Annotated in this window: 24 protein-coding genes, 6 tRNA genes and 1 other RNA gene; 12 read left to right on the top strand and 19 right to left on the bottom strand. The window is 59.6% G+C overall.

Going from position 1 to position 26511, the window contains the following annotated elements:
- Positions 1-199 precede the first annotated feature (199 nt).
- From fepB to N6G83_RS00345, 6 genes are all read right to left on the bottom strand, one after another.
- Positions 200-1207 carry a Fe2+-enterobactin ABC transporter substrate-binding protein gene (fepB, locus tag N6G83_RS00320; RefSeq protein ID WP_260516233.1) on the bottom strand — a complete coding sequence of 336 codons (1008 nt, stop codon included), beginning with the start codon at positions 1205-1207 and terminating at the stop codon, positions 200-202.
- 207 nt (positions 1208-1414) lie between these two features.
- Positions 1415-1539: non-coding RNA, RtT sRNA (locus N6G83_RS00325), on the bottom strand.
- A gap of 75 nt (positions 1540-1614) precedes the next feature.
- Positions 1615-1690, bottom strand: a tRNA-Lys gene (locus N6G83_RS00330).
- 7 nt (positions 1691-1697) lie between these two features.
- A tRNA-Val gene (locus N6G83_RS00335) sits at positions 1698-1773 on the bottom strand.
- Positions 1774-1811: 38 nt separating this feature from the next.
- A tRNA-Val gene (locus N6G83_RS00340) sits at positions 1812-1887 on the bottom strand.
- 28 nt (positions 1888-1915) lie between these two features.
- Positions 1916-1991: transfer RNA gene (locus N6G83_RS00345), tRNA-Val, on the bottom strand.
- 294 nt (positions 1992-2285) lie between these two features.
- Here N6G83_RS00345 and gltX point away from each other — a divergent pair.
- Positions 2286-3701 (top strand): glutamate--tRNA ligase, encoded by a 1416-nt coding sequence (gene gltX / locus N6G83_RS00350; protein ID WP_149570108.1) that lies wholly within the window; start codon positions 2286-2288, stop codon positions 3699-3701.
- A gap of 67 nt (positions 3702-3768) precedes the next feature.
- Here gltX and N6G83_RS00355 read toward each other — a convergent pair whose 3' ends face one another.
- Positions 3769-4554 (bottom strand): formate/nitrite transporter family protein, encoded by a 786-nt coding sequence (locus N6G83_RS00355; protein WP_043143749.1) that lies wholly within the window; start codon positions 4552-4554, stop codon positions 3769-3771.
- A 308-nt stretch (positions 4555-4862) separates the two neighbouring features.
- Between N6G83_RS00355 and N6G83_RS00360 the strand changes: the two genes are divergently transcribed.
- Positions 4863-4938: transfer RNA gene (locus N6G83_RS00360), tRNA-Ala, on the top strand.
- A 60-nt stretch (positions 4939-4998) separates the two neighbouring features.
- Positions 4999-5074, top strand: a tRNA-Ala gene (locus tag N6G83_RS00365).
- A gap of 118 nt (positions 5075-5192) precedes the next feature.
- Here N6G83_RS00365 and N6G83_RS00370 read toward each other — a convergent pair.
- Complete coding sequence (locus N6G83_RS00370; protein ID WP_004936373.1) at positions 5193-6380, bottom strand: NupC/NupG family nucleoside CNT transporter; 1188 nt, start codon at positions 6378-6380, stop codon at positions 5193-5195.
- A 377-nt stretch (positions 6381-6757) separates the two neighbouring features.
- On the opposite strand from N6G83_RS00370, the gene N6G83_RS00375 reads away from it, so the two are divergent.
- Positions 6758-7993, top strand: a complete 1236-nt coding sequence (locus N6G83_RS00375) for an Nramp family divalent metal transporter (RefSeq protein ID WP_167324492.1) — start codon at positions 6758-6760, stop codon at positions 7991-7993.
- Between the two features lie 41 nt (positions 7994-8034).
- On the opposite strand, the gene N6G83_RS00380 is transcribed toward N6G83_RS00375, so the two are convergent.
- The gene (locus N6G83_RS00380) at positions 8035-8445 is read right to left on the bottom strand and encodes a DUF2502 domain-containing protein (RefSeq protein ID WP_025303761.1); all 411 of its coding nucleotides are present in this window, start codon (positions 8443-8445) and stop codon (positions 8035-8037) included.
- 223 nt (positions 8446-8668) lie between these two features.
- The gene (mgrA, locus tag N6G83_RS00385; RefSeq protein ID WP_099816968.1) at positions 8669-9658 is read right to left on the bottom strand and encodes an L-glyceraldehyde 3-phosphate reductase; all 990 of its coding nucleotides are present in this window, start codon (positions 9656-9658) and stop codon (positions 8669-8671) included.
- Between the two features lie 188 nt (positions 9659-9846).
- Between mgrA and N6G83_RS00390 the strand changes: the two genes are divergently transcribed.
- A complete protein-coding gene (locus tag N6G83_RS00390) occupies positions 9847-11508 on the top strand; it encodes an alpha-keto acid decarboxylase family protein (protein ID WP_043140285.1) in 1662 nt (553 codons plus the stop codon).
- Here the strand turns inward: N6G83_RS00390 and N6G83_RS00395 are convergent.
- Entirely contained in the window at positions 11505-12374 is an 870-nt protein-coding gene (locus tag N6G83_RS00395) for a LysR family transcriptional regulator (protein WP_025303758.1), read from the bottom strand. The genes N6G83_RS00390 and N6G83_RS00395 overlap by 4 nt on opposite strands.
- Positions 12375-12470: 96 nt before the next feature.
- Here N6G83_RS00395 and N6G83_RS00400 point away from each other — a divergent pair, with 96 nt between their 5' ends.
- Complete coding sequence (locus tag N6G83_RS00400) at positions 12471-12923, top strand: multidrug/biocide efflux PACE transporter (RefSeq protein WP_089196133.1); 453 nt, start codon at positions 12471-12473, stop codon at positions 12921-12923.
- A 66-nt stretch (positions 12924-12989) separates the two neighbouring features.
- Positions 12990-13682 (top strand): aspartate/glutamate racemase family protein, encoded by a 693-nt coding sequence (locus tag N6G83_RS00405; protein WP_025303756.1) that lies wholly within the window; start codon positions 12990-12992, stop codon positions 13680-13682.
- On the opposite strand, the gene N6G83_RS00410 is transcribed toward N6G83_RS00405, so the two are convergent.
- Positions 13679-14926 carry an ion channel protein gene (locus tag N6G83_RS00410; protein ID WP_025303755.1) on the bottom strand — a complete coding sequence of 416 codons (1248 nt, stop codon included), beginning with the start codon at positions 14924-14926 and terminating at the stop codon, positions 13679-13681. The genes N6G83_RS00405 and N6G83_RS00410 overlap by 4 nt on opposite strands.
- Before the next feature lie 310 nt (positions 14927-15236).
- Here N6G83_RS00410 and glk point away from each other — a divergent pair, with 310 nt between their 5' ends.
- Positions 15237-16199: a glucokinase gene (gene glk, locus N6G83_RS00415; protein ID WP_025303754.1), complete on the top strand. Its 963-nt coding sequence runs from the start codon at positions 15237-15239 to the stop codon at positions 16197-16199.
- 69 nt (positions 16200-16268) lie between these two features.
- On the opposite strand, the gene N6G83_RS00420 is transcribed toward glk, so the two are convergent.
- Positions 16269-17498, bottom strand: a complete 1230-nt coding sequence (locus tag N6G83_RS00420; protein WP_025303753.1) for an OFA family MFS transporter — start codon at positions 17496-17498, stop codon at positions 16269-16271.
- Positions 17499-17895: 397 nt separating this feature from the next.
- Here N6G83_RS00420 and N6G83_RS00425 point away from each other — a divergent pair, with 397 nt between their 5' ends.
- A complete protein-coding gene (locus tag N6G83_RS00425) occupies positions 17896-18237 on the top strand; it encodes a DUF2502 domain-containing protein (protein WP_260514334.1) in 342 nt (113 codons plus the stop codon).
- 4 nt (positions 18238-18241) lie between these two features.
- On the opposite strand, the gene N6G83_RS00430 is transcribed toward N6G83_RS00425, so the two are convergent.
- The 3 genes from N6G83_RS00430 to N6G83_RS00440 form a co-directional block, all read right to left on the bottom strand.
- On the bottom strand, positions 18242-18976 hold the full coding sequence (locus N6G83_RS00430; RefSeq protein WP_025303751.1) for a LytR/AlgR family response regulator transcription factor: 735 nt from the start codon (positions 18974-18976) through the stop codon (positions 18242-18244).
- Positions 18973-20664: a sensor histidine kinase gene (locus N6G83_RS00435; RefSeq protein ID WP_025303750.1), complete on the bottom strand. Its 1692-nt coding sequence runs from the start codon at positions 20662-20664 to the stop codon at positions 18973-18975. Before N6G83_RS00435 ends, N6G83_RS00430 begins: the two co-directional genes overlap by 4 nt.
- A 99-nt stretch (positions 20665-20763) precedes the next feature.
- Positions 20764-22008, bottom strand: coding sequence for a DUF1479 domain-containing protein (locus N6G83_RS00440; RefSeq protein ID WP_049203742.1), 1245 nt, complete (start codon positions 22006-22008; stop codon positions 20764-20766).
- A gap of 168 nt (positions 22009-22176) precedes the next feature.
- Here N6G83_RS00440 and N6G83_RS00445 point away from each other — a divergent pair, with 168 nt between their 5' ends.
- From N6G83_RS00445 to N6G83_RS00455, 3 genes are all read left to right on the top strand, one after another.
- On the top strand, positions 22177-22716 hold the full coding sequence (locus tag N6G83_RS00445; protein ID WP_260514337.1) for a GNAT family N-acetyltransferase: 540 nt from the start codon (positions 22177-22179) through the stop codon (positions 22714-22716).
- 119 nt (positions 22717-22835) lie between these two features.
- Positions 22836-24065: an alanine transaminase gene (alaC, locus tag N6G83_RS00450; protein ID WP_016926818.1), complete on the top strand. Its 1230-nt coding sequence runs from the start codon at positions 22836-22838 to the stop codon at positions 24063-24065.
- 110 nt (positions 24066-24175) lie between these two features.
- Entirely contained in the window at positions 24176-24700 is a 525-nt protein-coding gene (locus tag N6G83_RS00455; protein ID WP_164099836.1) for a cytochrome b, read from the top strand.
- A 66-nt stretch (positions 24701-24766) separates the two neighbouring features.
- Here N6G83_RS00455 and ypdK read toward each other — a convergent pair whose 3' ends face one another.
- The 3 genes from ypdK to N6G83_RS00470 all read right to left on the bottom strand — a co-directional run bounded on the left by ypdK (position 24767) and on the right by N6G83_RS00470 (position 26373).
- Positions 24767-24841, bottom strand: coding sequence for a membrane protein YpdK (gene ypdK, locus N6G83_RS00460; protein WP_099782600.1), 75 nt, complete (start codon positions 24839-24841; stop codon positions 24767-24769).
- A gap of 558 nt (positions 24842-25399) precedes the next feature.
- Complete coding sequence (locus N6G83_RS00465; RefSeq protein WP_260514340.1) at positions 25400-25837, bottom strand: hypothetical protein; 438 nt, start codon at positions 25835-25837, stop codon at positions 25400-25402.
- 83 nt (positions 25838-25920) lie between these two features.
- Positions 25921-26373: a DUF805 domain-containing protein gene (locus tag N6G83_RS00470; RefSeq protein WP_089181171.1), complete on the bottom strand. Its 453-nt coding sequence runs from the start codon at positions 26371-26373 to the stop codon at positions 25921-25923.
- Between the last annotated feature and the right edge of the window lie 138 nt (positions 26374-26511).

Consider the following 26511-nt stretch of genomic DNA (forward strand, 5'->3'; position numbering starts at 1 on the left):
ATGATTTTTATTCTCATTGTTATTTGCGTTCATGCGGGCGCTAATAGTAGCACGAGTTTACGCCCGCATGCACCCGCCGGTTGGTGGCAAAGGTGCGTTGACGATGTTAATAACTATTGATATTTCAATTGATTGAATGTGAACGGTCGCCCCGCTTGTTGAAAGCGTCGGCAGGAGCCTGGCCTGCCGACGGCGTGGTTCAGGGCTTTTTGAACAGCCGTTCGATTTGGTTCAGCATGTTGGTGGCACTGTAATAATCGAGGCGGAAGGTGTCGTTGCCGACGGCATAGACGTGCCGCTGTTCCACCGGCTCCAGATGTTTAAGGAACGGGTTGGTCAGCACCTCTTGCACTTTGCGCTCATTGGTGGCGAACAGGATCAGGGTTTTGCCGTTCAGGCCTTCGGCCATTTTTTCGCCGGAGATCTGGATGATGTCATGGCGTTTACCCATGCTGGCGTTGCCTTTGGCGCTTTCCGGCGGGATGGCCAATTGGAAGCCAAGCTGGGTCAGCAGCTTGCCCTGGGCGGAGCCCGGTGTCCACAGCATGGCCTCGCGGCCGTTGTCGGCATACACCAGCGGCGTGGTCGGCTGTGGCGGCAGGGTGATCGCCTGCTTCACTTGCTCCACGCGCTGTTCGAAACGATCTTCCGCCTGTTTGGCGCCGGCTTCGTGACCGGTGATCTCACCGAGCTCGCTGGCCAGCTGTTGCCAGCTTTTGTCGCCATAATCGAGTACTAACGTCGGCGCAATGGCGGACAGCTGATCGTACAGCTTCAGCGCTGAATCCCCGCCGGTGGCGGCGACGACGATCAAATCCGGCGCGGCAGCGGCGACGGCTTCGGCATTGGGTTCCACCTGATACAGCCGTTCGACGTGGCGCTGTTTGGCCACCTCGCTCCACTGGGTAAAGAAGCCTTGTTGGTCGGCTACCAGGGGATTTGGGCTGGTGGCGGCGCTGGCGACCACCGGGGCGTCGATCGCCAGCAGCGTACCGGTGATGGTGACGCTGGTGGACACGATGCGCTGCGGCGGTTTTTCCAGCGTGAATTTCCCTTTGGCGCTGTCGATGGTGCGCGGCCAACTGCTGTCGGCAGCGGGGGCGGAAGGTTTCTGCTCGTCGTTCTTGTCGTCCGGGCCACAGCCGCTGAGCAACAGGCTGGAAGTGGCGATGAATGCAATGAACAGCTGGCGTAAGGATAGGGTCATGAGCGGGCTCTTTCTTTCCTTGAACTAAGGCGTATCAATCCGGCGGCGGATTGGCTGCGTGGTGGATGCCCGCTAATTTACCATTCAAGCCGCCAAAATGATAACCATTCGTATCTCAGCGCGTGGTGAATAAAGAAAGAATACGAAGAAAAGGGAAGTGGGTGAGACAGAAACGGAAAAAGCGCCCAAAGGCGCTTTTCTCTGAATGGGTGGGTCGTGCAGGATTGATTCGGCCTGTTGCCTCACCCTACGGGCAACGCTGCGCGTTGTCGTGTCGCTGCGCGATGCTCGAACCTGAACGCAGGATCTCACCCGCACGACTCAGTGGGCCATGTCAGTAAGAAGATAAAGGCAGAGTCAGGTGGCGCAGAAACGAAAAAAGCGCCAAAAGGCGCTTTTTTCTGAATTGGTGGGTCGTGCAGGATTCGAACCTGCGACCAATTGATTAAAAGTCAACTGCTCTACCAACTGAGCTAACGACCCGCAGAAGTGGTGGGTGATGACGGGCTCGAACCGCCGACCCCCTCCGTGTAAAGGAGATGCTCTACCAACTGAGCTAATCACCCACTTCAGGACTTCCAGGTACTGCTAAACGAGAGAATGATGGTGGGTGATGACGGGCTCGAACCGCCGACCCCCTCCGTGTAAAGGAGATGCTCTACCAACTGAGCTAATCACCCTCATTCGTTCTCATTTTTCTCAACAAGATGGTGGGCGATGACGGGCTCGAACCGCCGACCCCCTCCGTGTAAAGGAGATGCTCTACCAACTGAGCTAATCGCCCCGTCTTGTTGGAGTCGCATTATAGGGATAGTTCAAAGTGAGTCAACGCTTTTTAAAATGATTTCAATCGTTCGCCGCAAATTTAGGCAGGGCGCGATAATTATCGCCAGTAGCGCTGATTCTTTGCGCAACGCTATGCGAAACTCGCCGCAAAACGCGCGAAATCGACCGGCGCAATATCGTGTCGGCGTTGAGGAATTAGCGCGTGGTGATACAATGTCGTCCACTCTTTTTTCAATTCCGAGCAATCGTCGGCCATCGCCGACACGCGTTGCGTAATAAGGCAGTGAACCCAATGAAAATCAAAACCCGTTTTGCACCGAGCCCGACCGGCTATCTCCACGTCGGCGGCGCGCGTACCGCACTTTACTCCTGGTTGTTCAGCCGCCATGCGGGCGGTGAGTTCGTTCTGCGTATCGAAGATACCGATCTGGAACGTTCGACCCAGGACGCGATCGACGCAATTATGGATGGCATGAACTGGTTGAACCTGGATTGGGATGAAGGCCCGTATTTCCAGACCAAGCGTTTCGATCGCTACAACGCGGTCATCGACGAGATGCTGGAGCAGGGCACGGCCTATAAATGCTATTGCTCCAAGGAACGTCTGGAAGCGTTGCGCGAGAAGCAGATGGAAAACGGCGAGAAGCCGCGTTACGACGGCCACTGCCGCGACAGCCAGTGCAGCCACACCGACGACGAGCCGCACGTGGTGCGTTTCCGCAATCCGCAGGAAGGGTCGGTGATCTTCGACGACAAAATTCGCGGCCCGATCGAATTCAGCAATCAGGAGCTGGACGATCTGATCATCCGCCGCACCGACGGTTCGCCAACCTATAACTTCTGCGTCGTCGTCGATGACTGGGACATGGAAATCACCCATGTGATCCGCGGTGAAGACCACATCAACAACACCCCACGCCAGATCAACATTCTCAAAGCGCTGGGCGCGCCGGTGCCGGAATATGCGCACGTGTCGATGATCCTCGGCGACGACGGTAAAAAGCTGTCCAAGCGCCACGGCGCCGTGGGTGTTATGCAATACCGCGACGACGGCTATCTGCCGCAGGCGCTGCTGAACTACCTGGTGCGCCTGGGTTGGTCCCATGGCGATCAGGAGATCTTCTCCATCGATGAGATGAAAGAGTTCTTCACGCTGGAAGCGATCAACAAATCCGCCAGCGCCTTCAACACCGAGAAGCTGCAGTGGCTGAACCACCACTACATCAACCATATGCCGGCGGAAGAAGTGGCGGTGCATCTGGCATGGCACGTTGAGCAACTGGGCATTGAAACCCGCAACGGTCCGGAACTGAAAGACCTTGTCAAGCTGCTGGGCGAGCGTTGCAAGACGCTGAAAGAGATGGCGGAGTCTTGCCGTTACTTCTACGAAGACTTCAGCGAGTTCGACGCCGACGCCGCCAAGAAGCACCTGCGCCCGGTCGCGCGTCAGCCGCTGGAAGCGGTGCGTGCCAAGCTGGCCGTCATCACCGTCTGGACGCCGGAAAATGTGCACGACGCCATTCAGGGCACGGCGGATGAGCTGGGTGTCGGCATGGGCAAAGTCGGCATGCCGCTGCGCGTCGCGGTGACCGGCGCCGGCCAGTCGCCGGGCATGGACGTGACCGTGCATGCGATCGGCCAGAAGCGCTCGCTACAGCGTATCGATATGGCGCTGGCTTACATCGCCGAGCGTGAAGCCCAGGCCTGATTAGGCTGATACGCCGTAAATGAAAAAGCCCCGTGGAGCGATCCCGGGGCTTTTTTATTGCTTGCTGTCAGGCTTGTTCGCCGGCCGGCAAACCCGGACGGTAGGCGATGAAATACATCAGCCCGACAAAGCCGGCGCCGCCCAGCGCATTGCCGAGAAATACCGCGACGAAATTAGGCAGATACTGTTCCCAACCCATGCCGCCGGCAAAGATGGCCGCCGGGATGATGAACATATTCGCCACCACGTGCTGGAAGCCGATGGCGACAAAAGCCATGACAGGGAACCACATGCCGATCACTTTGCCCGGCACATCTTTGCTGGCGAAGGCTAACCACACCGCCAGGCACACCAGCCAGTTGCAGCCGACGCCGGAAATGAAGGCGTGCAGGAAGTCCGCATCCACTTTGGCCTGCGCGATCGCCAGCGTCTTATGCAAGAACGCGCCTTCGGTCAGGCCCAGCAAATGGCCGAAGAAGTACGCGACGGCCACGCTGCCGGCCAGGTTGGCCAGAGTGACCCAAAACCAGTTGCGCAGCACGGCGATGGCGGGGATTTCGCGGGCAAACCAGGCCATCGGCAAGGTCATCATGTTGCCGGTCAGCAGTTCGCCGCCGGCCAGAATGGTCAGGATCAAACCGATAGGGAAGACCGCGGCGCCCAATAGGGCGCCGAAAGAGCCCCATTCAGCCGGCAGGGTGCCGATGACGTGAATATCCAGCAGGAAGCCGGTGGCGATAAAGGCGCCGGCGAGAAAGCCCAGAATCAACAGATTAGCGAGAGGGGCGCGGCTTTTGTTTACCCCGGCCTGAACGGCGAGGGCGGCGATTTCTTTTGGTGAATGCAAAGACATGACGGACTCGGTTTATAGTAATAAAGTTTATGGCGCGGGCAGTCTATGCCGCTCGGGAGCCCGACTCAAGCGCATTTCGCTAACATTCCGTTAATTAAAAATCAACGTGATATGCAGGGTCTTTTGCTATTTTGAGATGTAGCGCGCAAAATGGATGAACTCTGCACAAACTGATGATTTTTTGGCGCCAAACATGCTGATTTGGCGGCTTTTTCAACGCTTGATTCAGTAATTCAATTTAGCCGTTGACAGCTTTGAATGGGTTTCATATTATGCGCCCCGTTCACAGCACAAAGTGATTGTGGAACGGGGCTATAGCTCAGCTGGGAGAGCGCTTGCATGGCATGCAAGAGGTCGACGGTTCGATCCCGTCTAGCTCCACCAACCTTCTTCTCAGAGAGGTTGGGGAATACCGTAACGCCGGTCAACGCGTACCACTTTTGTGGGGCTATAGCTCAGCTGGGAGAGCGCTTGCATGGCATGCAAGAGGTCGACGGTTCGATCCCGTCTAGCTCCACCACCATTTAAAAAGCCGACCTTAGGGTCGGCTTTTTGCTTTTCGTCATTTATCCTTCGCCGAATGCCAAGCAATAAAAAAGGCGCCCGCAGGCGCCTTGTTATCGTCGTCGGTTCGAGGCTTAGCCCAGCACCAGACCCGCGATGGAAGCGGACAGGATGCTGACCAGCGTAGAGCCGTACACCAGCTTCAGACCAAAGCGCGACACCACGTTGCCCTGGTGTTCGTTCAGGCCCTTGATCGCACCGGCCACGATGCCGATGGAAGAGAAGTTGGCGAAGGACACCAGGAACACCGACAGGATCCCCAGGCTGCGCGGCGACAGCTCGGCAGAGACTTTCTGCAGCTCCATCATGGCCACGAATTCGTTGGAAACCAGCTTGGTCGCCATGATGCTGCCGACCTGCAGGGCTTCGTGTTTAGGAATGCCCATGATCCAGGCGAACGGATAGAAGAAGTAACCGAGGATTTCCTGGAAGCTCAGGCCGAAGATAGCGCTGAATACGCCATTGAGCGCGGCGATCAGGGCGATGAAGCCAATCAGCATCGCGGCGACGATAATCGCTACTTTGAAGCCGGCCAGGATGTATTCACCCAGCATTTCGAAGAAGCTCTGGCCTTCGTGCAGATTGCCCAGATGCAGCTCTTCTTCTTTATTGGTATCGTACGGGTTGACCAACGACAGCACGATAAAGGTGCTGAACATGTTCAATACCAGTGCCGCCACCACGAACTTGGCGTCTAGCATGGTCATGTAGGCGCCGACGATAGACATGGACACCGTAGACATCGCGGTTGCCGCCATGGTGTACATGCGCTTTTCCGACATCTTGCCCAGGATATCCTTGTAGGCGATGAAGTTTTCGGATTGGCCCAGGATCAGCGAGCTGACGGCGTTGAACGACTCCAGCTTGCCCATGCCGTTCACTTTCGACAGCACGGTACCGATAATGCGGATGATGAAAGGCAGCACTTTGATGTACTGCAGAATACCGATCAGCGCCGAAATGAAGACGATCGGGCACAGCACCTTCAGGAAGAAGAACGCCAGGCCTTTGTCGCCCATGCCGCCGAACACGAAATCAGTCCCTTGTCCCGCAAACCCGAGCAGTTTGTCAAACAGCGCGGCGAATCCTTTTACGAAGCCCAAACCCGCTTCCGAATGCAGGAAAAAGTAGGCCAGCAGTACTTCGATAACCAGTAATTGAATAACATAGCGAATGCGGATGCTTTTACGATCGCGGCACACCAACAGGGCCAGGATCGCCACCACTACTATCGCCAACGCAAAGTGCGCAATATGGGACATGTTTGCTCCAAATTTGAGGCAGGCTGAATTTCGGCTGTCATTTTATGTAACGCTACGTTTAAAAACGAGACTTCTATTGCAAATATGGAAAATCATAGCGGGAATTCTCCTAAAGTGTTGCGCAAAAGCATAAAAAATCAAGATGTTAACGCAGAGATAGGAAATTCGTATTCTTGTGCTAACCTGTCTTTCAGGGGTATTGCAGCTAAAATCCCATCCCAAAAGCACGGAAATCGGCATGCTTGGTGTCGGACCCTTCGATAAAACCATTAATGTTGGCTATTACAGAGATAAGTTTTACCGCTCTAAATGCGCTTGATAATTATTATCATTTATATAGAGTGGAGATAAACGTAATTTCAGTAAGGGTTCAACATATGCTGAACAGTCGCGTGGTTGAAACCACCCCCGGTCGCTCCGCCAGAAAAATCAAACTCTCGCTGATGGGGCCCGCCTTCATCGCCGCTATCGGCTATATCGATCCCGGTAACTTCGCCACCAACATCCAGGCCGGCGCCTCGTTCGGCTACAGCCTGCTGTGGGTCGTGGTCTGGGCCAACGTGATGGCGATGCTGATCCAACTGTTGTCTGCCAAGCTGGGCATCGCCACCGGAAAAAACCTGGCCGAGCACATTCGCGATCGCTTTCCGCGGCCGGCGGTGTGGGCCTATTGGGTGCAGGCGGAGATCATCGCCATGGCGACCGACCTGGCCGAGTTTATCGGCGCGGCGATCGGCTTCAAACTGCTGCTCGGCGTGTCCCTGTTGCAGGGCGCGGTGCTGACCGGCATCGCCACCTTTTTAATTTTGATGCTGCAAAAACGCGGGCAAAAGCCGCTGGAGCGGGTGATTGGCGGCCTGCTGCTGTTCGTCGCCGCCGCTTACATCGTCGAGCTGGCATTTTCCCAGCCGCAGCTCGCGCCGCTGCTGAAGGGCATGGCGCTGCCCGATCTGCCTAACGGCGATGCGGTATTTCTGGCCGCCGGGGTATTGGGCGCCACCATCATGCCGCACGTGATCTACCTGCATTCGTCGCTCACCCAAGTCGGCGGCGAGCATGACAAGGCGGAGCGCTATGCCGCCACCAAAGTCGACGTCGCCGTCGCCATGACCATCGCCGGTTTCGTCAACCTGGCGATGATGGCCACCGCCGCCGCCGCGTTTCATTTCAGCGGCCACAGCGGCATCGCCGATCTCGACGTGGCCTATCTGACGCTGCAACCGCTGCTCGGGCAAGCCGCCGCCACCGTGTTTGGCCTGAGCCTGGTGGCCGCCGGTCTCTCCTCTACCGTGGTGGGCACGCTGGCGGGGCAGGTGGTGATGCAGGGGTTTGTGCATTTCCATATCCCGCTGTGGCTGCGTCGCGCGGTGACCATGCTGCCGTCGTTTATCGTTATCATGCTGGGAATGGACGCCACGCGCATTCTGGTGCTGAGCCAGGTGCTGCTCAGCTTCGGCATTGCGCTGGCGCTGGTGCCGCTGCTGGCTTTCACCGGTAATCGGGCGCTGATGGGGGAAATGGTCAACGGCCCGCTGGTGCAAAACCTGGGCAAGCTGATCGTACTGGTGGTGGTGGGATTGAACGGCTACCTGCTGATCGGCAGCGTGCTGTAGGCAAAAAAAACGCGGGCCGGCATTACGCCGGCCCGTCGTCGTTAATCGCGGTCGTCATCGCCGTGGCGGCGCCAGCGATCGCGGTCATGATCGTGGTGGTGCTTTTTCTCTTTCTTCCAATGGTGCTTATCGTAATGCTTGTCGTATTTACGATAGCGTCCTTCATGATAGTAATAGTGTTTGCGCCAGTAGTCGCGGTCGCGCCAGCGATAGCCGTCCCAGTAGTAACCGCGACGGCTGCGGTCGCCGAGATAGCGCCCCTGATGGCCTTGCCACCAGTCGCGATCGCGCCAGTCGTAACCGTCCCAGTAACGGCCGCGATTGTCCTGATCGCCGATGCGCAGTGAAACGCCCGGCATCAGATCGATGCTGATCCCTTCGGCGTGTGCTTGCTGTGCGGCGGGCAGTACCGTCGCCGCCAAGATGGCGGCCAAGAGCAGAGGTTTAAACATGGCTTCTCCTTCCCGCTTGCGCGGCTTGGCCGTTTGTCACTTTATGAAGCGCGTTCATCAGTTTAAAAAAGCGGCCTTATCGTTATTTTGCTGCAATATCGGCATCATAGCGCCAGCGCATAGGGTTGAATCTGAGAGCCACTCTGAAAACGGTGCGGGAGGCCAAGATTTGAGATTTTTCTGGAGTCTCGCCGCTCGATTGAGCGGCGGAATTTGTAAACGATTACAATAAGATTTTCTCGATCTGCGCGAGCTCTTCTTCACTGAAGTGACGATTGGCCAGCATGCCCACCGCGTCTTCTATCTGCGCATTCTTACTGGCGCCGATCAGCACCGAGGTAACGCGATCGCCGCGCAGCACCCAGGCCAGCGCCATCTGCGACAGCTTCTGCCCGCGTTGCCGCGCCAGCGCATCGAGGCGGCGCACCTTGTCCAGCCGCTCGTCGGTCAACTGCTCCGGCTGCAGGAAGCGGCTGCCGCTGGCGGCGCGGGAATCTTGCGGGACGCCGTGCAGGTAGCGGTCGGTCAGCAGGCCGCCCGCCAGCGGCGAGAAGGCGATCGCGCCGACGCCATGCTCCGCCAGCGTATCCAGCAATTCCGCCTCCGGCGTGCGTTCCAACATCGAATACTTGGGCTGGTGGATCACGCACGGCGTACCGAGCCGCTGCAGAATGTCGAACGCCTGCCGCGCGCGCTCGGCCGGGTAGTTGGACAGGCCGACATACAGCGCTTTGCCCTGGCGCACCAACAAATCCAGCGCCGCCATGGTTTCTTCCAGCGGCGTGTCCGGATCCGGCCGGTGGTGGTAAAAGATATCCACATACTCCAACCCCATGCGCTTCAGGCTCTGATCGAGGCTGGCGACCAGGTACTTTTTCGAGCCCCAATCGCCGTAGGGGCCGGGCCACATGGTGTAACCGGCTTTGGATGAGACGATCAGCTCATCGCGCCAGGCCCGCAGATCGGCGTTGAGCATGCGGCCAAAGTTCTCCTCGGCGGCGCCGGGCGGCGGGCCGTAGTTATTGGCCAGATCGAAATGGGTAATGCCGCGATCGAAGGCGCAGCGGATCAGGCCGCGGGCGTTGTCATACAGCGTGGCGTCGCCGAAGTTGTGCCACAGCCCGAGCGAGACGGCGGGCAGCTTCAGCCCGCTGCGGCCACAGCGCCGGTATTCCATATCTTGATAACGCGTAGGGGAGGCTTGGTAGGACATAGTTATCCTTGTCGGCGAGAGGTGAAGTGCTTTGAGTGTATACGTTTCCACACCACGCTGCCGGGGGAGCGATCACAGCGCCGGCATGTAACGCCAGGTTGCCGTTCGATGCCGGAGCGTTTGTTCGAAATTTGAACGGCATCTTCGATAATTAAGATAATCGCTCCAGCTGCAGACAGGTGATGATCATGACTCAGACCTATACGGTGGCCGATTATCTTCTCGATCGTCTGGCCCAAATCGGCATCCGTCATTTCTTCGGCGTGCCGGGGGATTACAACCTGCAATTTCTTGATCATGTTCTCGCTCATCCGCAAATCACCTGGGTAGGCTGCGCCAATGAATTGAACGCCGCCTACGCCGCCGATGGCTACGCGCGCTGCAAACCGGCGGCCGCGCTGCTCACCACGTTTGGCGTCGGCGAGCTAAGCGCGTTGAACGGGGTGGCCGGCAGCTACGCCGAATACCTGCCGGTGATCCACGTGGTCGGCACCCCGGCGCAGCGCGCCCAGCGCGCCGGTGATTTGTTGCATCATTCGCTGGGGGATGGCGACTTCACCCACTTCGCCCGGATCGCCAAAGAGGTGACCGTCGCGCAGGCCAATCTGACCGCCGATAACGCCGCGATGGAGATAGACCGCCTGATCGGCGTCGCCTTGCTGGAACATCGCCCGGTTTATCTGATGTTGCCCAGCGACGTCGCGCAGGCGCCGCTGCCGAGTAAACCGGCGCCGCTGATGCTGCGCCAGGCCAAACTGTCGCAGAGCGCATTGCAGGCATTTATCGCCGCGGCGCGCGAAAAGCTGCTGTCGGCGCGGCGGGTGTCATTGTTGGCGGATTTCCTGGCCGATCGCTTCGGCGCCGAAGGGGTGCTGGACGAGTGGCTGCAGGAGGTCGACATTCCGCACGCTACGCTGCTGCTCGGCAAGGGCGTGCTGGATGAAAACCGCGCCGGTTTTGTCGGTACCTACTGCGGTAGCGCCAGCGATCCGGCGGTGAAACAGCTTATCGAAAACGCCGATGTGGTGATCAGCGTCGGGGTGCGTTTGACCGACACCATTACCGCCGGTTTCACGCATCATCTGCCGGTGGAAAAATGCATCGATATTCAGCCGTTCGAAGCCTGGGTTGGACGGCGGTGTTTTAGCCGCATCCCGATGCGCGAGGCGGTACAGGCGCTGCATCGCCTGAGTCTGTCGCTGGCGTCGCGTTGGCCGTTGCCGCCGATCGTCCGCCCGGCCCTGCCGGAAGGCAATGGGGAAGGGTTGGATCAGCACGCCTTCTGGCGGCAGATACAGGATTTCCTGCGGCCGGGGGATATCGTGCTGGCCGATCAGGGCACCGCCTGTTTCGGCGCGGCGGCGCTGACGTTGCCTCGCGGCTGCCGGCTGATCGTGCAGTCGCTCTGGGGATCGATCGGCTATACCCTGCCGGCGACGTTCGGCGTGCAGACCGCCGAACCGCAGCGCCGGGCAGTATTGCTGATCGGCGACGGCGCCGCGCAGCTGACCGTGCAGGAACTGGGATCGATGTTGCGCGACGGGCTTAAGCCGGTGATCTTCGTGCTGAACAATCAGGGGTATACCGTTGAACGCGCGATCCACGGGCCGGAGCAACGTTATAACGATATCGCGCGCTGGAACTGGACGCAGCTGCCGTCGGCGTTGGCCGGTGAGCGGCCGGTGAAGGCGTTGCGGGTCAGCGATCCGGACGGATTGCGTCAGGCGCTGCGCGAGGTAGCGGACGACGAACGGCTGGCCTTCATCGAAGTGATGCTGCCGAAGATGGACATTCCGGAACTTCTCGATACCGTCTCCCGCGCCATTCAGGCGCGCAACGCCGCCGCTTAGGGCAGGGTATCGCCCAGTAGGCGCTCCAGCATCCAGAACCCCGCCGGGCCCGGCGGGGTCAGTTTGGACCATACCGCATCCACCGAAATCAGTTTTGGCCAGCCGCGCGGCCGCAGCTGGGTGAGCCTGCCGTGGCCGTATTGCTGCACCAGCCAGTGCGGCAACACCGCCCAACCGAATCCTTGTTCCGCCATCTCCAGCAACAGCAGATAGCTGGGCGCCGACCAGACCAGGCCACCCTGTCTGGCCGCCTCGGCGCCGGTGTAGGTATTGAGGATCAGTTGGCGGGTGCTGGACAATTGCTCTGGCGTCGGCGCGGCGACCTGCGCCAGCGGATGCTGATGGGCGACGAACAGCCCCATTTCGGTCTGCTCAGGCAGCCGGGAGAAGGCGATATCCGGCGGATAACGTTTTTGCACTTCTACCATGCCCAAATGCGCGCGGCCGCTTTGCAGCAGATCGATAACGTCGCCTTCCTCGGCGATCATCCATTCCAGCTCAATTTCCGGGTAGCGCTGTTCGAACAGCTGCATTAACCGATCGTGATGCTTGGGCTGGTAGGTATCGGAAAACACCATGCTCAGGCGCGGTTCAACCTCGCCCGCCAGCTGAATGCTCAGGGCGTCGAGCCGTTCGCTGGCCGCGAGGATCGCCTGTACGTGCCCCAGCACTTTGCGGCCGGCGGCGGTGAGCACCGGCTGGCGCGCGCTGCGATCGAACAGCGTCAATGCCAGGTCGGCTTCCAGATTAGCGATGGCGGTGCTGACGGTGGATTGGCTTTTACGCAGCTTGCGCGCGGCGGCGGAAAATGAGCCGAGGGCGGCGGCTTCCACGAACGCCTGTAACGCTTCCGGTGAATAGTGCATATATCTACTTTATCGATGGAATCTATTTTTAATCTACCCAAAAAAGCGATGATAATCACCTGGCTTTCGCAACAACTGTTGAAAAAAAGGTGATGTATGCAACTGCAAAACAAGTCTCTCATTGAACGTATCGTCCACGCCGTCGGTTTCGAGGCCATCGCCGTGATGGTTTGCGCCCCGCTGGGCGCGTGGCTGCTGAACCGCTCAATGGTGCAGGTCGGTGCGTTGGCGGTGATGCTCTCCACCGTCGCGATGCTGTGGAACATGGTTTACAACACGGTGTTCGACCGCCTGTGGCCGGTCAGCCGGGTGGTGCGTAACCTGAAGGTGCGTGCGCTGCACGCCGTCGGCTTTGAAGCCGGTTTTATCCTGATCGGCGTGCCGATTGCCGCCTGGATGCTGAGTATCTCCTGGGCGCAGGCGTTTATGCTGGAAATCGGTTTCTTCCTGTTCTTCCTGCCGTACACCATGGCCTATAACTGGCTGTACGACACGCTGCGCCAGCGCTGGTTCGAAGCGCGCCAGCCGATCAATTCCGGCGTCAAATAAGGCGTCGTCAGCCCGGCGATTCTCAGGTAAGGTCAGAGGATCGTCGGAAATGCTGAGGAACGAAGGATGAAAGTGTTGGGTCTGCTGGGCGGCATGAGTTGGGAATCCACCATTCCGTATTACCGCACCATCAACGAGCAGGTAAAGGCGCGCCTCGGCGGGCTGCATTCGGCCAAAATCGTGCTCTACAGCGTCGATTTTCAGGAAATTGAACGCTTGCAGCATCAGGGCGATTGGGATGGTGCCGGCCGGCTGCTGGCCGAGGCCGCCGTGGCTTTGCGCGCCGCCGGCGCCGAAGCCATCGTGATCTGCACCAACACCATGCACAAGGTGGCGGAGGCGGTCGAGCAGGCCAGCGGCCTGCCGCTGATTCACATCGCCGACGCCACGGCGCTGCAGGTGCGGGAAAAAAACATTCGCCGCGTCGGGCTGCTGGGCACGCGTTTTACCATGGAGCAGACCTTCTACCGCGGCCGCCTGCAGGAATTGCACGGCATTGATGTGGTGACGCCGGTCAGCGCCGATCGTGACATCGTGCACCGCATCATCTATGACGAGCTGTGCCTCGGTAACATTCGCGACGCCTCGCGCGATGAGTATCGCCGGATCATCAGCGATCTGGAGCAACAGGGAGCGCAGGGGATTATTTTCGGCTGCACCGAGATAGGGTTGCTGGTGAGCGAGCGGGATGCGTCGGTGCCGGTGTTCGACACCACCGCGATCCACGCCCGCGCTGCCGCCGCGTTCGCGCTGGACTAATCGTCGTGCGGCGGTTGCCGGCGGTTCACCAGCATCAGCGGTTTGCCTGCCAGCGTCAGCCAGGCGGGCAGCATCACGATGCATAAGACGGGCAGCAGGTGCAGATCCGGCACCACCGCCACTGCCATGAACAGGCTGAGCCAGCCGTCGCGCGTGACCACCAGCACCAGCCCCATAATGGCGCAGGAGACGGTGATCGCCGCCGGCACCGCCGGAACGTGCTGGTGCAGCATCAGCCCCAGCGCCACCCCGACGAACACCGCTGGGAAGATGCGCCCGCCGCGAAAGCCGCTGGCGGCGGCGATCACCAGCGCCGCCAGCTTGGTCAGGGTAACGGTCAACAGCGCCGGCACCGAATAGTTGCCGTCTGCCGCGAGGCGCTTCATTTCATCCAGCCCTTTGAACAGGGTAATCTCTCCGCCCACCAGCGCCAGCAGGCCCAGCACAAAGCCACCCAGTCCTAACATCAACACCGGATTCTTCATCGAATGGAACAGGCGGTGAACGTGTGGGAAGCACCACAGCGCCACCATGCCGAGCGCGATGGCGATCAGCGCCACGATGGCGCCGCTGAAGATGTCCGGCAGTCGCGTTACGTCGTAGGCGTCGAGCTGAAGGGCGAAATTGGGTACGAAGAACATCTGGGTGGTGACCGCGCCGGCGGCGGCGGCCACCAGCGGGGCGAACAGCCGATCCCACAGCGGCGTTTCGTTATTGCCCGCCAGGGTTTGCGAGAAGATCAGTGCGGCGGCGACCGGCGTGCCGAACATCGCGCCGATGGTGCCCGCGGCCGCCAGGATGATCCAGTCCATGCGCGGCACCTTCGGCAGCAGGCGCGCCCCCGCCGCCGCCACCAGCGCGATATTGATGGCGGTGATCGGGTTTTCCGGCCCCAGGCTGACGCCGCCGGCCAGGCCGACGATCAGCGCCAATCCCAGCCCCGGCAGGGCGGAGAGCGGCAGCGGCATGCCGATCAGCGATTCCGTCGCCGGATCCGGCCCGGCGTGGCCCGGCATGTAGCGCACGATCAGGCCGACCGCCACGCCGGTCAGCGTCAGCATGCCGAGCGGCCACCAGGGTGCCTGGGCATCCAGGCTCAGCGCGTCGGGCAGCGTCACCCACAGCCATTGCTGCAGCGTAGCGGCGACTTTCATCATCAATAGCAGCACCAGACTGGAGGCGGAACCGATAATCAGCGCAGGCAAAGCAAAGGCCAACATGGCATTGGCGCGCGGATGCAGCATGGATAATCCCTTGTCGATGCCTCCATGCAGGGCAGGGAGAGCGGGTGGTTGGGCAGTGGCCACAGCTTGCCAGACTATCGGCGAGCAGGCACGCATTGATATTGCCCGGCGTCGATGACGGTTAACAGTCGCGGCGGCGCGTTTTTTGCCGCAATTTGTTTCAAATCGCGGCATCACGGGCAAGCTGAAACGTTTTTTGTGATCCGGATCGCTATTGGGGCGCAGATCCGAGGCGGGTGATTGTTGTTTTCGCAGCAGGATTTTACAGTGTGGGCAGCTTTTTATTTTTCATTTTGCGGAGACGAAATCAATGACCTATGCCCTCGTGGGTGATGTTGGCGGCACCAATGCCCGCCTGGCGTTGTGCACTGTTGCGACGGGTGAGATTACCCAGGCGAAAACCTATTCCGGTCTGGAGTTCGACAGCCTGGAGGCGGTGATCCGCCACTACCTGAAAGCGTGCGATATCGAGGTGCAGGACGCCTGTATCGCGATTGCCTGCCCGGTGACGGAAGACTGGGTCGCGATGACCAACCACAGCTGGGCGTTCTCTATCAAAGAAATGAAGGCCAACCTGGGGTTGAGTCATCTGGAAGTGATCAACGATTTCACCGCTGTCTCGATGGCGATCCCGATGCTCTCGCCGGACGACGTGCTGCAGTTTGGCGGCGGCGATGCGCAGCCGGGCAAACCGATCGCGGTGTACGGCGCCGGCACCGGGCTGGGTGTTGCCCACCTGGTGCAGGTCGATCGCCGCTGGGTCAGCCTGCCGGGCGAGGGCGGCCATGTCGATTTCGCACCGAACAGCGAAGAAGAAGACATTATTCTGGAGGTGCTGCGCGGTGAAGTGGGGCACGTTTCCGCCGAGCGCGTGCTGTCCGGGCCGGGCCTGGTCAACCTGTATCGCGCCATCGTCAAGGCGGACAACCGCCTGCCGGAGAAACTGGAGCCGAAGGACATTACCGAGCGGGCGCTGGCCGACAGCTGCATCGACTGCCGCCGTGCGCTGTCGCTGTTTTGCGTGATCATGGGGCGCTTCGGCGGCAACCTGGCGCTGAATCTGGGCACCTTTGGCGGCGTGTACATCGCCGGCGGCATCGTGCCGCGCTTTATGGAATTCTTCAAGGCCTCGGGCTTCCGCGCCGCTTTCGAAGACAAGGGGCGCTTCCGCGACTATGTGCGAGACATTCCGGTGTTCATGATAACCCATGGCCAACCGGGCCTGCTGGGGGCCGGCGCGCATCTGCGCCAGACGCTGGGCATGCAGCTGTAAGCAACGCGGCGGCACGATAAAAAAGGGGCGCAATCCGCAGATTGCGCCCCTTGTCTTTTTCGTAGGGTATCAGGCTTTGGCCAGCTCCGCCGTTTGGGCGGTTTCTACCGTTTCCGCTGCCACCGCCTTCGGCGCTTTGATGAACAGCGTAATCAGCAGAGAAGCGGCGGACAGGACGCCAATCACCATAAAGGTGGCGTGGAAGCCGCCGAAGTATTTGGCGACGAACGAACCGGCCAGCGCGCCCAGGCCGAAGCCCTGGTAGATGATGCCGTAGTTCTTGCTGTGGTTTTTCAGGCCGAAGAAGTCGCCGACAATCGCCGGGAACACGGTGATGTTGCCGCCGAAGCAGAAGGCCACCGCGCCGACGCAGATGAAGAACAGCGTGTGGTTCAGGGTCATGAAGCTCAGGGCGACAATCGCCAGCACGGTAACCAGCATGGTGAAGCTGATGACGCGCATGCGGCCCACTTTATCGGACAGCGTACCCAGGATGATGCGGCCGGCGGTGTTGAAGATGGCGACGGCGGACACTGTGTTGGCGGCGGTGGCCAAGTCCATCCCGGCCAGTTGAACGCCCATGTCTTTCACGATGCCAATCAGATACAGACCGCTCATGCAGGCAGCGAAGAAGATGGTGAACAGCAGGTAGGCTTCTTTGGTGGCCAGCATCTGACGCACGCTGTAGTCGTTACCCAGACCGTTGGCGCCTGGCTGTGCGGCGTTGGTCGCCAGCACCGGCTCTTTCAGCAGCAGGGAGCCGACGACGATCAGGCCCATCACGATGGCACCCCAGTAGAAGAAGGCACCGGAAACGCCGACGTCGGCGATCAGGGCGGCGTTGACGTATTTGAACAGCAGGCTACCGCTGCCGAAGGCGCCGACGGAGATGCCGGAAATCAGGCCTTTGTTGGCGGGGAACCACTTAATCAGGTTGGACAGGGTGGAGATGTAGGCGATACCGACCGCAAAGCCCACCACCACGCCGGCCAGCAGGTAAATCATGTCAAGCGAGCTGACGTGGGCGCTGGCGATGAGACCCAGGCCGACCAGGATGCCGGAACACAGCGTCAGATTGCGGATGCCGAAGCGTTCTTGCAGCTTGCCGGCGAACAGCGTGGCGAAGGCCAGGAAGAAGCTGGTGATGGAGAAGGTGGTGGCAACGTCTGCCAGCCCCCAGTGGAACTTGTCGACCAGCGGCTGGTTGAACAGGCTCCAGGTGTAGATGGTGCCCAGACCCATCTGACAGATGATGGTGCCGAGAACGATTAAGCTGCGATTTGCCGGTTTGGTGTTCATGGCCGGTCTCCTTCCTGTGTGTGCGTTGCCGGGCGTGAGCCGTTGGCTGAAATTTGCGGGGTGAATCTGTGTTCCCGCGGTATGGGCTTATTATATGGCCGGCACCCCCGGCGGGCGGCGGATCGGGAATGAGTTGCACGACGGAAGGAATGAAATGCATGTTATGCGGCGTGAGTTGCCGTTTTTGCGCCGAAAAGCGCGTGAAATGCCGGGGGTGACACGTGATCTACATCAAAGATATCAACGATTTATTGTTAATCGCCGGTGAACGATTGTGGTGGAATTGTGAAGGATGCGTCTGAAAGGCGTAAATCGGCATTGCGCCTATAGAGCGGCGGTGAGCGCGGGACTATGTTATCTGCGATCGGACGAGGTCCGCTCTGCAGGAGTCCATGAAATGAAAAAAACGCTGTTGTTACTGGCCGCGCTGCTGGCGCTGCCGCTGGCGAGCCAGGCCGACGTGTCCATCGGCGTGAACGTGCCTGGCCTGTCGTTGCATATCGGCGATCGCGATAATCGCGGCCACTACTGGGACGGCTATCGCTGGCGCGATCCGCGTTGGTGGGCCGATCATCACCGGTATGAACGCCCGCGCGGGTACTATTACGGCCCGCCGCCCCGGGTGATTTACTACGGGCCGCCGCGGCGCGACTGGCGCGACTGGCGCGACCGGCCGCATTACCGCATGCCGCCACCGCCGCCGCCGGGGTATTACTACCGTCCGGGCCCGCGCTGGTAAGCGCTTACAGGCGCATCAGCTTGCGGAACTCTTTCACCTTGCTGCGGCTGACCGGCACTTCAAACTCGAGATCGCTCAGCCGCAGAATGTAGGTATTGTTGAACCAGGGGACGATCTCGCGGATCTTCGCCAGGTTAACGCAGTAAGAGCGATGGCAGCGGAAGAAATGTTCTTCCGGGAGCCGGCCGTAAAACTCGGTGATGTTCATCGGCATCACGAACTCTTCCCGGCGGGTATAGACCCGCGTCACCTTTTCATCGGCGGCGGCGTAATAGATGTCGTTGATGTCGGTAACGATGATCCGCTCGTCTTTGATCAGGTTGATGCTATGGCTGCCGCGGCTCGGCGCGCTGGCCGGCTCCGTCGCGCCGGCGGGGCGATGATGCAGCGCCTCCAGTTTTTGCAGCATGGTGACGATGCGCGCCTCGTGATAGGGCTTGAGGATATAGTCGAACGCTTCGATCTCGAACGCTTCCACCGCGTGCTCTTTATAGGCGGTGATGAACACGATCGACGGGCGATGCGCGAATTTACTGATGTTTTGCGCCAGCAACACGCCGTCCAGCGACGGGATGTTGATATCGAGGAAAATGGCGTCGACCTGGTGAGTCTGCAGGTATTTGAGGACGTCGAGGCCATCCTCGAAGGTGGCGACGATATCGATATTGCTGTGTTTCTTGATCAGGTAGCTGAGTTCTTCCTGCGCGAGGAATTCGTCTTCCACGATGATGGCTTTCATGAGGCCTCCCCGACCGGCGGCGCGCTCGGCTCCTGATGCAGCTTGCCGCCGTTTTTGCTGATGTAGAACGCGATTTCGGTGCCCGGCTCCAGGCGGCGGATATGCAGCCCTTCACCGTACAGCAGCGACACGCGGTGGTGTACGTTGAGCAGGCCGATATTGTGGCCCGGCATTTCGTTGCGCGCCACCCGGTCGATGGTTTCCTGGTTGATGCCGTGGCCGGTATCCTTCACCGAAATCTTCACCCGGTCGCCCTGATCTTTCACCGCGATCACCACCACCCCTTTCCCCTTGCAGGGTTGGATGCCGTGCACGATGGCGTTCTCCACCAGCGGTTGGATCAGCAGGCTCGGAATACGCACCGAGACGTCGTCGTCGATGTCGTAAATTACCGTCAGCTTGGCGCCGAAACGCGCCTGTTCGATGGCGATGTAATCCTGGATCTGATGCAGCTCCTTGCGGATATCGATCAGTTCATCGTTCAGCTCCAGGTTGTAGCGCAGGTAGCGCGACAGGTTGATGATCAGCTGGCGCGCGGTGTCCGGATTCAGGCGAATGGAGGAAGAGATGGCGTTCAGCGCGTTGAACAGGAAGTGCGGGTTAATCTTGCTCTGCAGCGCGCGCATTTCGGCTTTATCCGCCATCTGGCGCAGGTGTTCGATGCGCGAAACCTCCATCTGCGTGGAGATGATCTGCGACAGCCCGACCGCCATCACCTTCAGCGTGTTGGTGATCTGGTGGGCGTGGCAGTAGTAGATTTTCAGCGCGCCGGTCACTTCGCCTTTTTCCCACAGCGGTACCACCAGCTGCGAATGGATCTGCGGCGCGGCCGGGTTTTCCAGGTTGTTCTTGATGATGATTTTGCCGTGGCGAATGCTTTCGCGGGTGACGCGGCTCAGCCCTTCGCGGCCGATCGGGTAGGCTTCACGCCCTACGCCGACGTAGGCCAGCACCTGGTGGGTATCGGTGATCGCCACCGCGTCGGCGCGGATGTCCTGGCGAATGATATCGCAGATGGTGGCCAGCGATTCGCTGTTGATGTTGCGGAAATAGGGCAGCGTCTTGTGGGCAATATCCAGCGCCAGTTTGGCCTGGCGCGCGGCGATCACTTCTTTCTCATCCTCGACGCTCTGTACCAGCAGCACGATCAGGCCGATGCACACCGTACCGAGGATCATCGGCAGGGCGATCTGCGACACGATATCCAGCCCAAGCTCGGTCGGCTTGGCCCACAGCACGATCAGCAGCATGGTGAGGGATTCGCACAGCATGCCGCCGACGATGCCGGCACGCCAGCGCTGCTCTTTTTTCACCTTGAGGTTGATGTAACCGGCGCTGATGCCGGCGATGATGCTGGTGATAAGACAAGGCACCGAGGTGATGCCGCCGATGTCGATCAGATAACGGTGCACGCCGGCGATGATGCCGGTGACGATCCCCACCCAGGGGCCGAACAGGATGCCGCCGGCCATGATGGCGATGACGCGCACGTTAACCAGCGATCCTTCGACGTTGATGCCGGAGTAGGTGCTGAACAGCGCGAACAGCGAGAAGATCGCCGTGACGATGCCGAGCTCGAGCGGCGTATGGTCTTCTTTTTGCAGCAGTTGGCGGAACAGCCGGGTGCGGGTCAGGAAAAACAGACAGATCAACATCAGCGCGGCGCGATCAAACACCGCCAACAGCATTTCAAAAAAAGGGTGCACGACGGGTTCTCGCTGCGGCTTACGGATGGTGGCAGTATACCACAGCGAAAGGGGCCCGTGGCGTGCGCCACGGGCGGGGGATCAGCCCATGCCGAGCTGCGCTTTGCCCAGTGGCGTCAGCAGGTCGACGGTGGCGCGGCCGTCGAAATCCACCTCGAAGTCGTCAGGGGCGAAGTCTGGCGGCGTTCTGCCGTCGATAAAGCTCGGCAGCTGGCGCTGCAGATAGGCGTCGTTTTTCTCGCAGCCCGGCGCGGCAGCGATGTACATCACGTTGCTGTCGAACTCGCCGTTATGCTCGTTCTCCACCGCGTGGATCACATCGCAGTGCCAAAAGACCGTGTCGCCCGGCTCCAGATCGGGAATGGGGGAAATCCCACTTAATAAAAGGGGATGCCACTTTTCCGAGATCGACAGCGCGCGGCCCGGTGCCGCATCGCACAGATCGTCGTCGGCGACGTCGTCCTGCAGCGCGCGCAGCAACACATAGGCCATGGCGTTGGCGATCGGCACCAGGTTCAGCGTGCCGGCGTTGGTGCGCTGCGGCGTCAGCGCCGTCCAACCCTGGAAGGTGCGGAACATCGAGCAGACCGCCGGGGAGGCTATTTCGCGCACCTCGGTGCGGCCGTCGGCGGCGAAGGGATCGTACTGCTGCCAGTCGCCGGAGAAAACGTGGCGATATACATAGCGGAAGTTTTCGTCCAGCCAGCGCTCAATGGTGCCGCTGTCGACGTGCGGTGACAGGCCCAGCGACGAGGAGTTCGGCGGGCGGCGGCGGGTGCGATCGGCGTAGGTGGCGACGCGGGTCGGATCGAAATGCTGTTTGCCGTTGCTCTCGGTGGCCCACAGGCTGTTGAGGAACACCTGCACCGCATGCATGCGCGCATCCTGCCGCGCTTCAACCTGCGGTTTTGACCAATAGATGCCGTAAATCTGCGGCTTGCTGGCGGCCAACTTGCCGAAATAGTTGTCTTCGGCGGCGTTTTTCAACCGTTCGACGAAGTTGTTGCGCTCAAGGTAGTCGCCGATTTCCCGGTTCCAGCCTTCGGCCTTGGCGCGGGGGAACACGCCGCGAATGGCGCAGGCGCCGCGCTGTTTGATCAGCGCTATTTGCTGCTCGCTGACGCGCTGCTGCAGGATATCTTCTGCGTCGATCTGCGGCACCGGATTATGGCCGGCGGCCAGCTCGCGGCGGATCTGTTCGACCTGGCCGCGGATGTTCTCTTCCAGCGCTAGAAAGACGTCGCGGTAGTTCGGCAATGCCTGGCGCAGCTGGCGCTTGACGTTAACGATCGTCTGCGGAATATCGTCGATGACTAAAGAGGCCATGGTGTTCTCCTGGTGCCGCGTGGATAACGGCGGCGGGCAGTTGTAGGGAATCGGGCAAGACGTTAAGGTTTTGTGGTTTTAACGTGAATGATTATCGGCAACCAATCGGGGAAAATAAAGAGATATCTTTCATTCGTAAGTTCCTCTTTTTCGTTTTTCGGAGATTTTATGAAGCTGGTCACTGAACGTCTGCACTTACAGTCGATAACCGTCGAGGATTGGCCGCTGTTTCTGCGCCTGTACCAAGATCCCGAGGTGATCCGTTACATCTCCGATCCGCGCAGCGAAGCGGAGATCCGCGCTCGGTTCGAAGAGCGGCTGCCGGCCTGGGACAAACACGGCGAGCAGTGGTTGTGTCTGGTGATGCGTGAGAAGCACAGCGGAGAGGCGGTGGGCATTACCGGCTTTCGTCCGCACTGGGCGCCGTATCGGCAGGCGGAAGTGGGATACGGGAGTTTGCCTTCCGGGCAGGGCAAGGGCTATGGCAAGGAGTCGCTGCGGGCGGTACTGGATTTTGCGGTGAACGCCTGCGGTTTTCACAAGCTGACCGCCACCGTGACCGCCGGTAACGTCGCCTCGCGCGGCCTGCTGGAGTCGTGTGGTTTCCAGCTGGAGGGCACGCTGCGCGACAACTACCGTCTGGCGGATCAGTGGTGCGACGACTGGCTGTTCGGGCTGCTGGCGGCGGAGTTTCAGGGCGCTAAATAAAAATATCGCGCAGGGTATCGACAAGCTCGTCGGCGCTGCGCTATGTTCGATATTCGGTCAGTTCGCTGGCCTGCGTCGCTCGGACGGTCCGGGCGCTAACGTCTATCGAGGAATCCCCTATGGCTGATAACAGTCCACAGCGCCGTTTCACGCGCATTGAACGCCTTCCCCCTTACGTATTCAACATCACCGCCGAACTGAAGATGGCCGCACGCCGTCGCGGCGAGGATATTATCGACTTCAGCATGGGTAACCCCGACGGCCCGACGCCGCCGCACATCGTGGAAAAACTGTGCGCCGTCGCCCAGCGCGACGACACCCACGGTTATTCCACCTCGCGCGGCATTCCACGCCTGCGCCGTGCCATTTCGCGCTGGTATGCCGATCGTTATCAGGTGGATATCGATCCGGAAAGCGAAGCCATCGTCACTATCGGTTCGAAAGAGGGGCTGGCGCACCTGATGCTGGCGACCCTTGATCACGGCGATACGGTACTGGTGCCGAACCCCAGCTACCCGATCCACATTTACGGCGCGGTGATCGCCGGCGCCCAGGTGCGCTCGGTGCCGCTGGTGGACGGTGTGGATTTCTTCGGTGAGCTGGAGCGCGCCATTCGGGAAACCATTCCGCGCCCGAAAATGATGATCCTCGGCTTCCCGTCCAACCCGACCGCGCAGTGCGTGGAGCTGGATTTCTTCGAGCGGGTGGTGGCGCTGGCCAAACAGTACAACGTGCTGGTGATCCACGATCTGGCCTATGCCGATATCGTTTATGACGGCTGGAAAGCGCCGTCGATCATGCAGGTGCCGGGGGCGAAAGACATCGCGGTGGAGTTCTTCACCCTGTCGAAAAGCTATAACATGGCCGGCTGGCGCATCGGGTTCATGGTCGGCAATCCCGAACTGGTCAGCGCGCTGGCGCGCATCAAGAGCTATCACGACTACGGGACCTTTACGCCGCTGCAGGTGGCGGCCATCGCCGCGCTGGAAGGCGATCAGCAGTGCGTGCGCGATATCGCCGAGCAGTATCGGCAGCGCCGCAACGTGTTGGTGAAGGGGCTGCATGAGGCGGGCTGGATGGTGGAAAACCCGAAGGCGTCGATGTACGTGTGGGCGAAAATTCCCGAGCCTTATGCCCACCTCGGTTCGCTGGAATTTGCCAAACGCCTGCTGGCGGAAGCCAAGGTCTGCGTCTCGCCGGGCATCGGCTTCGGCGACTACGGCGATACCCACGTGCGTTTCGCGCTGATCGAGAACCAGGACCGTATCCGCCAGGCGGTGCGCGGTATCAAGGCGATGTTCCGCGCGGACGGGCTGCTGAAGCCGGGCAAAGCCGGCAGCGCCAAATAATCCTGTCAGGCCGGGCGTTCGCCCGGCCTTATTTTTTCCGTCCCAAGGTTTTCTTCATTATTTCCCCATTATGCTCAACTACGCTGAATTTTATTTTTTGGATAGAGTGTATGAGCAACCGCTACGCGCGATCGCAAATCGTTTTACATTGGCTGACTTTGCTGATGGTGATCCTCACCTATGCGGCGATGTTGCTGAAGGATTCAGTGCCGGAGGCGTGGGCGCCGCTGGTCAAAACTCTGCACTTTAATTTTGGGGTATCGGTTTTTGCCCTGATGCTGATTCGGTTGGCCATGCGCGCTTTCCACGCTGCGCCGCCGACCACGCCGCCGCTGGAGGAATGGCAGGAAGTGGGTGCTAAGATCTTCCATTGGCTGCTGTACGTGGTCTTCCTGATGTTGCCGCTGCTGGGCGTGTTAACCCTGGCCTACGGCGGGAAATCGTGGACTTTACTGGGGTGGCCGATACCGCAGTGGGTGACACCGGATCCGGTGATGCGCAAGCTGGTTAAAACGGTTCATGAGACGCTGGCGAACATCGGCTACTTTATCATTGGCGCACATGCGCTGGCGGCGCTGTATCATCACTACCTGCGTAAAGACGACACCCTGCGCCGCATGATGCCGGGCAAATGATCGTCAGCAGAAACGACAAAGGGACGCTTGCGCGTCCCTTTGGCTGTGTTCCTGGTCTGGCTACCGTCAGGCAACCATCAACATGAAGGTGCCAACCCAGGCAACCAGCATGAATGACACGCCCATCAAAAAATATTTCACTGAACAACTCCTGTCTGGAGTCCTCGCCAGCAATGATCCCGATTGTTGTGCTGAGTATTTTATGGGCAACCTGCTTGTCGGGCGGATTCTTCCAAGCGAAAGAACAACGTCCTCGAGCGCGGGCTGTCCGGTTGTCGCGCCTCATGCTCCGTGAGGTAAAATCCGAACCGCGACAGGATCGGCGCTAATGTACTCTCAATACTGGTCTGATTTCAATACTGTGTTTTTGATCACAATTTTCGGCTGTTTTTTGAACAGGGTGCGCTGTTTTATAACGCTTTTTATGGGCGGGCGACAGTAACTAGCCCGCCGTGGCGGGCTGTAAAATAGGGGATGAAGCAATGCAGCGGCGGGCGCTCAGGCGACGGCGTTGATGCCGGTCGCCAGAATGCCCCAAAAAACGAGACAAGACAGCAGAATAACGGCCCAAATATGACGGCGACTCCACTCCATTTTTAGCCTTCGTTGTTGCGACAAGTGATTAGGTAACGATCACATCGGCGCGAATGGAGGAAAATTTAGCCCCTGCGGATAATATTTTGCTTACCTGTTGCTAACCTATTGGCAAACTTCGTTTATCGTCACGCGCACTTCGTAGCCCAGCAGATACAACGCCTGCTCCAGCGCTTCAACCTTCGAGGCGTAGCCGATATCCAGCAACCGCTCCATTTGCCCGCCGTTGAATCCCAGCTTGCGTGCCAGCTGTGCTTTGCCGGTGTTTTTGCGCAGCATGGCGTTGTGCAGCTCGATCTTCAGCGCCACCAGCGCCGGCAGGTGTACTTTCACGTCATCGGTTTGCGCAGGAGAAGGGGCGGGCAGAGGCAGGCCTTCATCCATCGTGGCGGCGATGGCGGCCAGCAGGCTTTCCTGCGCTTCCAGCTCGATGTCTTCGCGTTTATAGCAGGCAGATTGCCACTCGGGGAAGTCGTGGAAACCGATCTGCCAGGCGTCGCTGTCGCTATCGAAGGTGTAATGGGCGGGGTAGTGGCTGTACATGGCAATCCCTGATTGAAACCTGAATGAGGCGCTATTGTGACGGCGCGGCCGGCGGATAGCCATAGCCTTGAGCGGAATGGCGCTCAATCGGCATGTTCACGCGGCTTGCGACGCAGCCCGTCGGGCGGCAACAGTAGGGCGCAGATCATGACGGCCAGACTGAACAGCGGCAGCCAGCGCGCCACCGGGCCGGGGGAGTAGTTGTTGAGCACCGAGCAAACGTAGCATGTGACGGCCAGCACCCAACCGGGCAGGCCGATATCATTAAGGCGAAACGCGGTTTTGGCCATAAACCACGCCACCAGGCCAAAACAGAACAGCGCCCACACCATGATGCACAGCAGATACAGCAGCACCGAGACGAATTCCTCGGTGTCGCCGTGCGCATGGGCGCGAAAATGGTTTTTATCCAGATAGGTCGACAGAAACAACAGCAGCACGATGCCAACGGCGAAGATCGCCAGCGAGAAAACAAAGGGTTTGCGCGAGATGCGCCCGCGGTAAAGGTCTTTGGTGAGTTGTCCGAGAGATTCCATCACAGTCCGTTGTCGTCATCATTGGCCGCCCGGCGGAGGCCGGATGGCAAGCAGCCGGGCATTCTAGCGGGGTAAACGGGGGCGTCAAGGTGATAATTTTTCTCATTTAGTCGCGGTTGAGATTCCACGCGGCCGCAC

It is taken from the genome of Serratia sp. PL7 (assembly GCF_945957435.1).

Coding starts and splice junctions, on each gene's coding strand:
- N6G83_RS00355 (WP_043143749.1), bottom strand. CDS start 4,554: ATGTCTTTGCATTCACCAAAAGAAATCGCCGCCCTCGCCGTTCAGGCC.
- N6G83_RS00405 (WP_025303756.1), top strand. CDS start 12,990: ATGAAAGTGTTGGGTCTGCTGGGCGGCATGAGTTGGGAATCCACCATT.
- N6G83_RS00445 (WP_260514337.1), top strand. CDS start 22,177: ATGAAGCTGGTCACTGAACGTCTGCACTTACAGTCGATAACCGTCGAG.
- N6G83_RS00440 (WP_049203742.1), bottom strand. CDS start 22,008: ATGGCCTCTTTAGTCATCGACGATATTCCGCAGACGATCGTTAACGTC.
- N6G83_RS00430 (WP_025303751.1), bottom strand. CDS start 18,976: ATGAAAGCCATCATCGTGGAAGACGAATTCCTCGCGCAGGAAGAACTC.
- N6G83_RS00425 (WP_260514334.1), top strand. CDS start 17,896: ATGAAAAAAACGCTGTTGTTACTGGCCGCGCTGCTGGCGCTGCCGCTG.
- N6G83_RS00465 (WP_260514340.1), bottom strand. CDS start 25,837: ATGTACAGCCACTACCCCGCCCATTACACCTTCGATAGCGACAGCGAC.
- mgrA (WP_099816968.1), bottom strand. CDS start 9,658: ATGTCCTACCAAGCCTCCCCTACGCGTTATCAAGATATGGAATACCGG.
- N6G83_RS00375 (WP_167324492.1), top strand. CDS start 6,758: ATGCTGAACAGTCGCGTGGTTGAAACCACCCCCGGTCGCTCCGCCAGA.
- alaC (WP_016926818.1), top strand. CDS start 22,836: ATGGCTGATAACAGTCCACAGCGCCGTTTCACGCGCATTGAACGCCTT.
- N6G83_RS00470 (WP_089181171.1), bottom strand. CDS start 26,373: ATGGAATCTCTCGGACAACTCACCAAAGACCTTTACCGCGGGCGCATC.
- N6G83_RS00400 (WP_089196133.1), top strand. CDS start 12,471: ATGCAACTGCAAAACAAGTCTCTCATTGAACGTATCGTCCACGCCGTC.
- N6G83_RS00435 (WP_025303750.1), bottom strand. CDS start 20,664: ATGCTGTTGGCGGTGTTTGATCGCGCCGCGCTGATGTTGATCTGTCTG.
- fepB (WP_260516233.1), bottom strand. CDS start 1,207: ATGACCCTATCCTTACGCCAGCTGTTCATTGCATTCATCGCCACTTCC.
- N6G83_RS00390 (WP_043140285.1), top strand. CDS start 9,847: ATGACTCAGACCTATACGGTGGCCGATTATCTTCTCGATCGTCTGGCC.
- N6G83_RS00395 (WP_025303758.1), bottom strand. CDS start 12,374: ATGCACTATTCACCGGAAGCGTTACAGGCGTTCGTGGAAGCCGCCGCC.
- N6G83_RS00410 (WP_025303755.1), bottom strand. CDS start 14,926: ATGCTGCATCCGCGCGCCAATGCCATGTTGGCCTTTGCTTTGCCTGCG.
- N6G83_RS00370 (WP_004936373.1), bottom strand. CDS start 6,380: ATGTCCCATATTGCGCACTTTGCGTTGGCGATAGTAGTGGTGGCGATC.
- glk (WP_025303754.1), top strand. CDS start 15,237: ATGACCTATGCCCTCGTGGGTGATGTTGGCGGCACCAATGCCCGCCTG.
- N6G83_RS00420 (WP_025303753.1), bottom strand. CDS start 17,498: ATGAACACCAAACCGGCAAATCGCAGCTTAATCGTTCTCGGCACCATC.
- N6G83_RS00455 (WP_164099836.1), top strand. CDS start 24,176: ATGAGCAACCGCTACGCGCGATCGCAAATCGTTTTACATTGGCTGACT.
- gltX (WP_149570108.1), top strand. CDS start 2,286: ATGAAAATCAAAACCCGTTTTGCACCGAGCCCGACCGGCTATCTCCAC.
- N6G83_RS00380 (WP_025303761.1), bottom strand. CDS start 8,445: ATGTTTAAACCTCTGCTCTTGGCCGCCATCTTGGCGGCGACGGTACTG.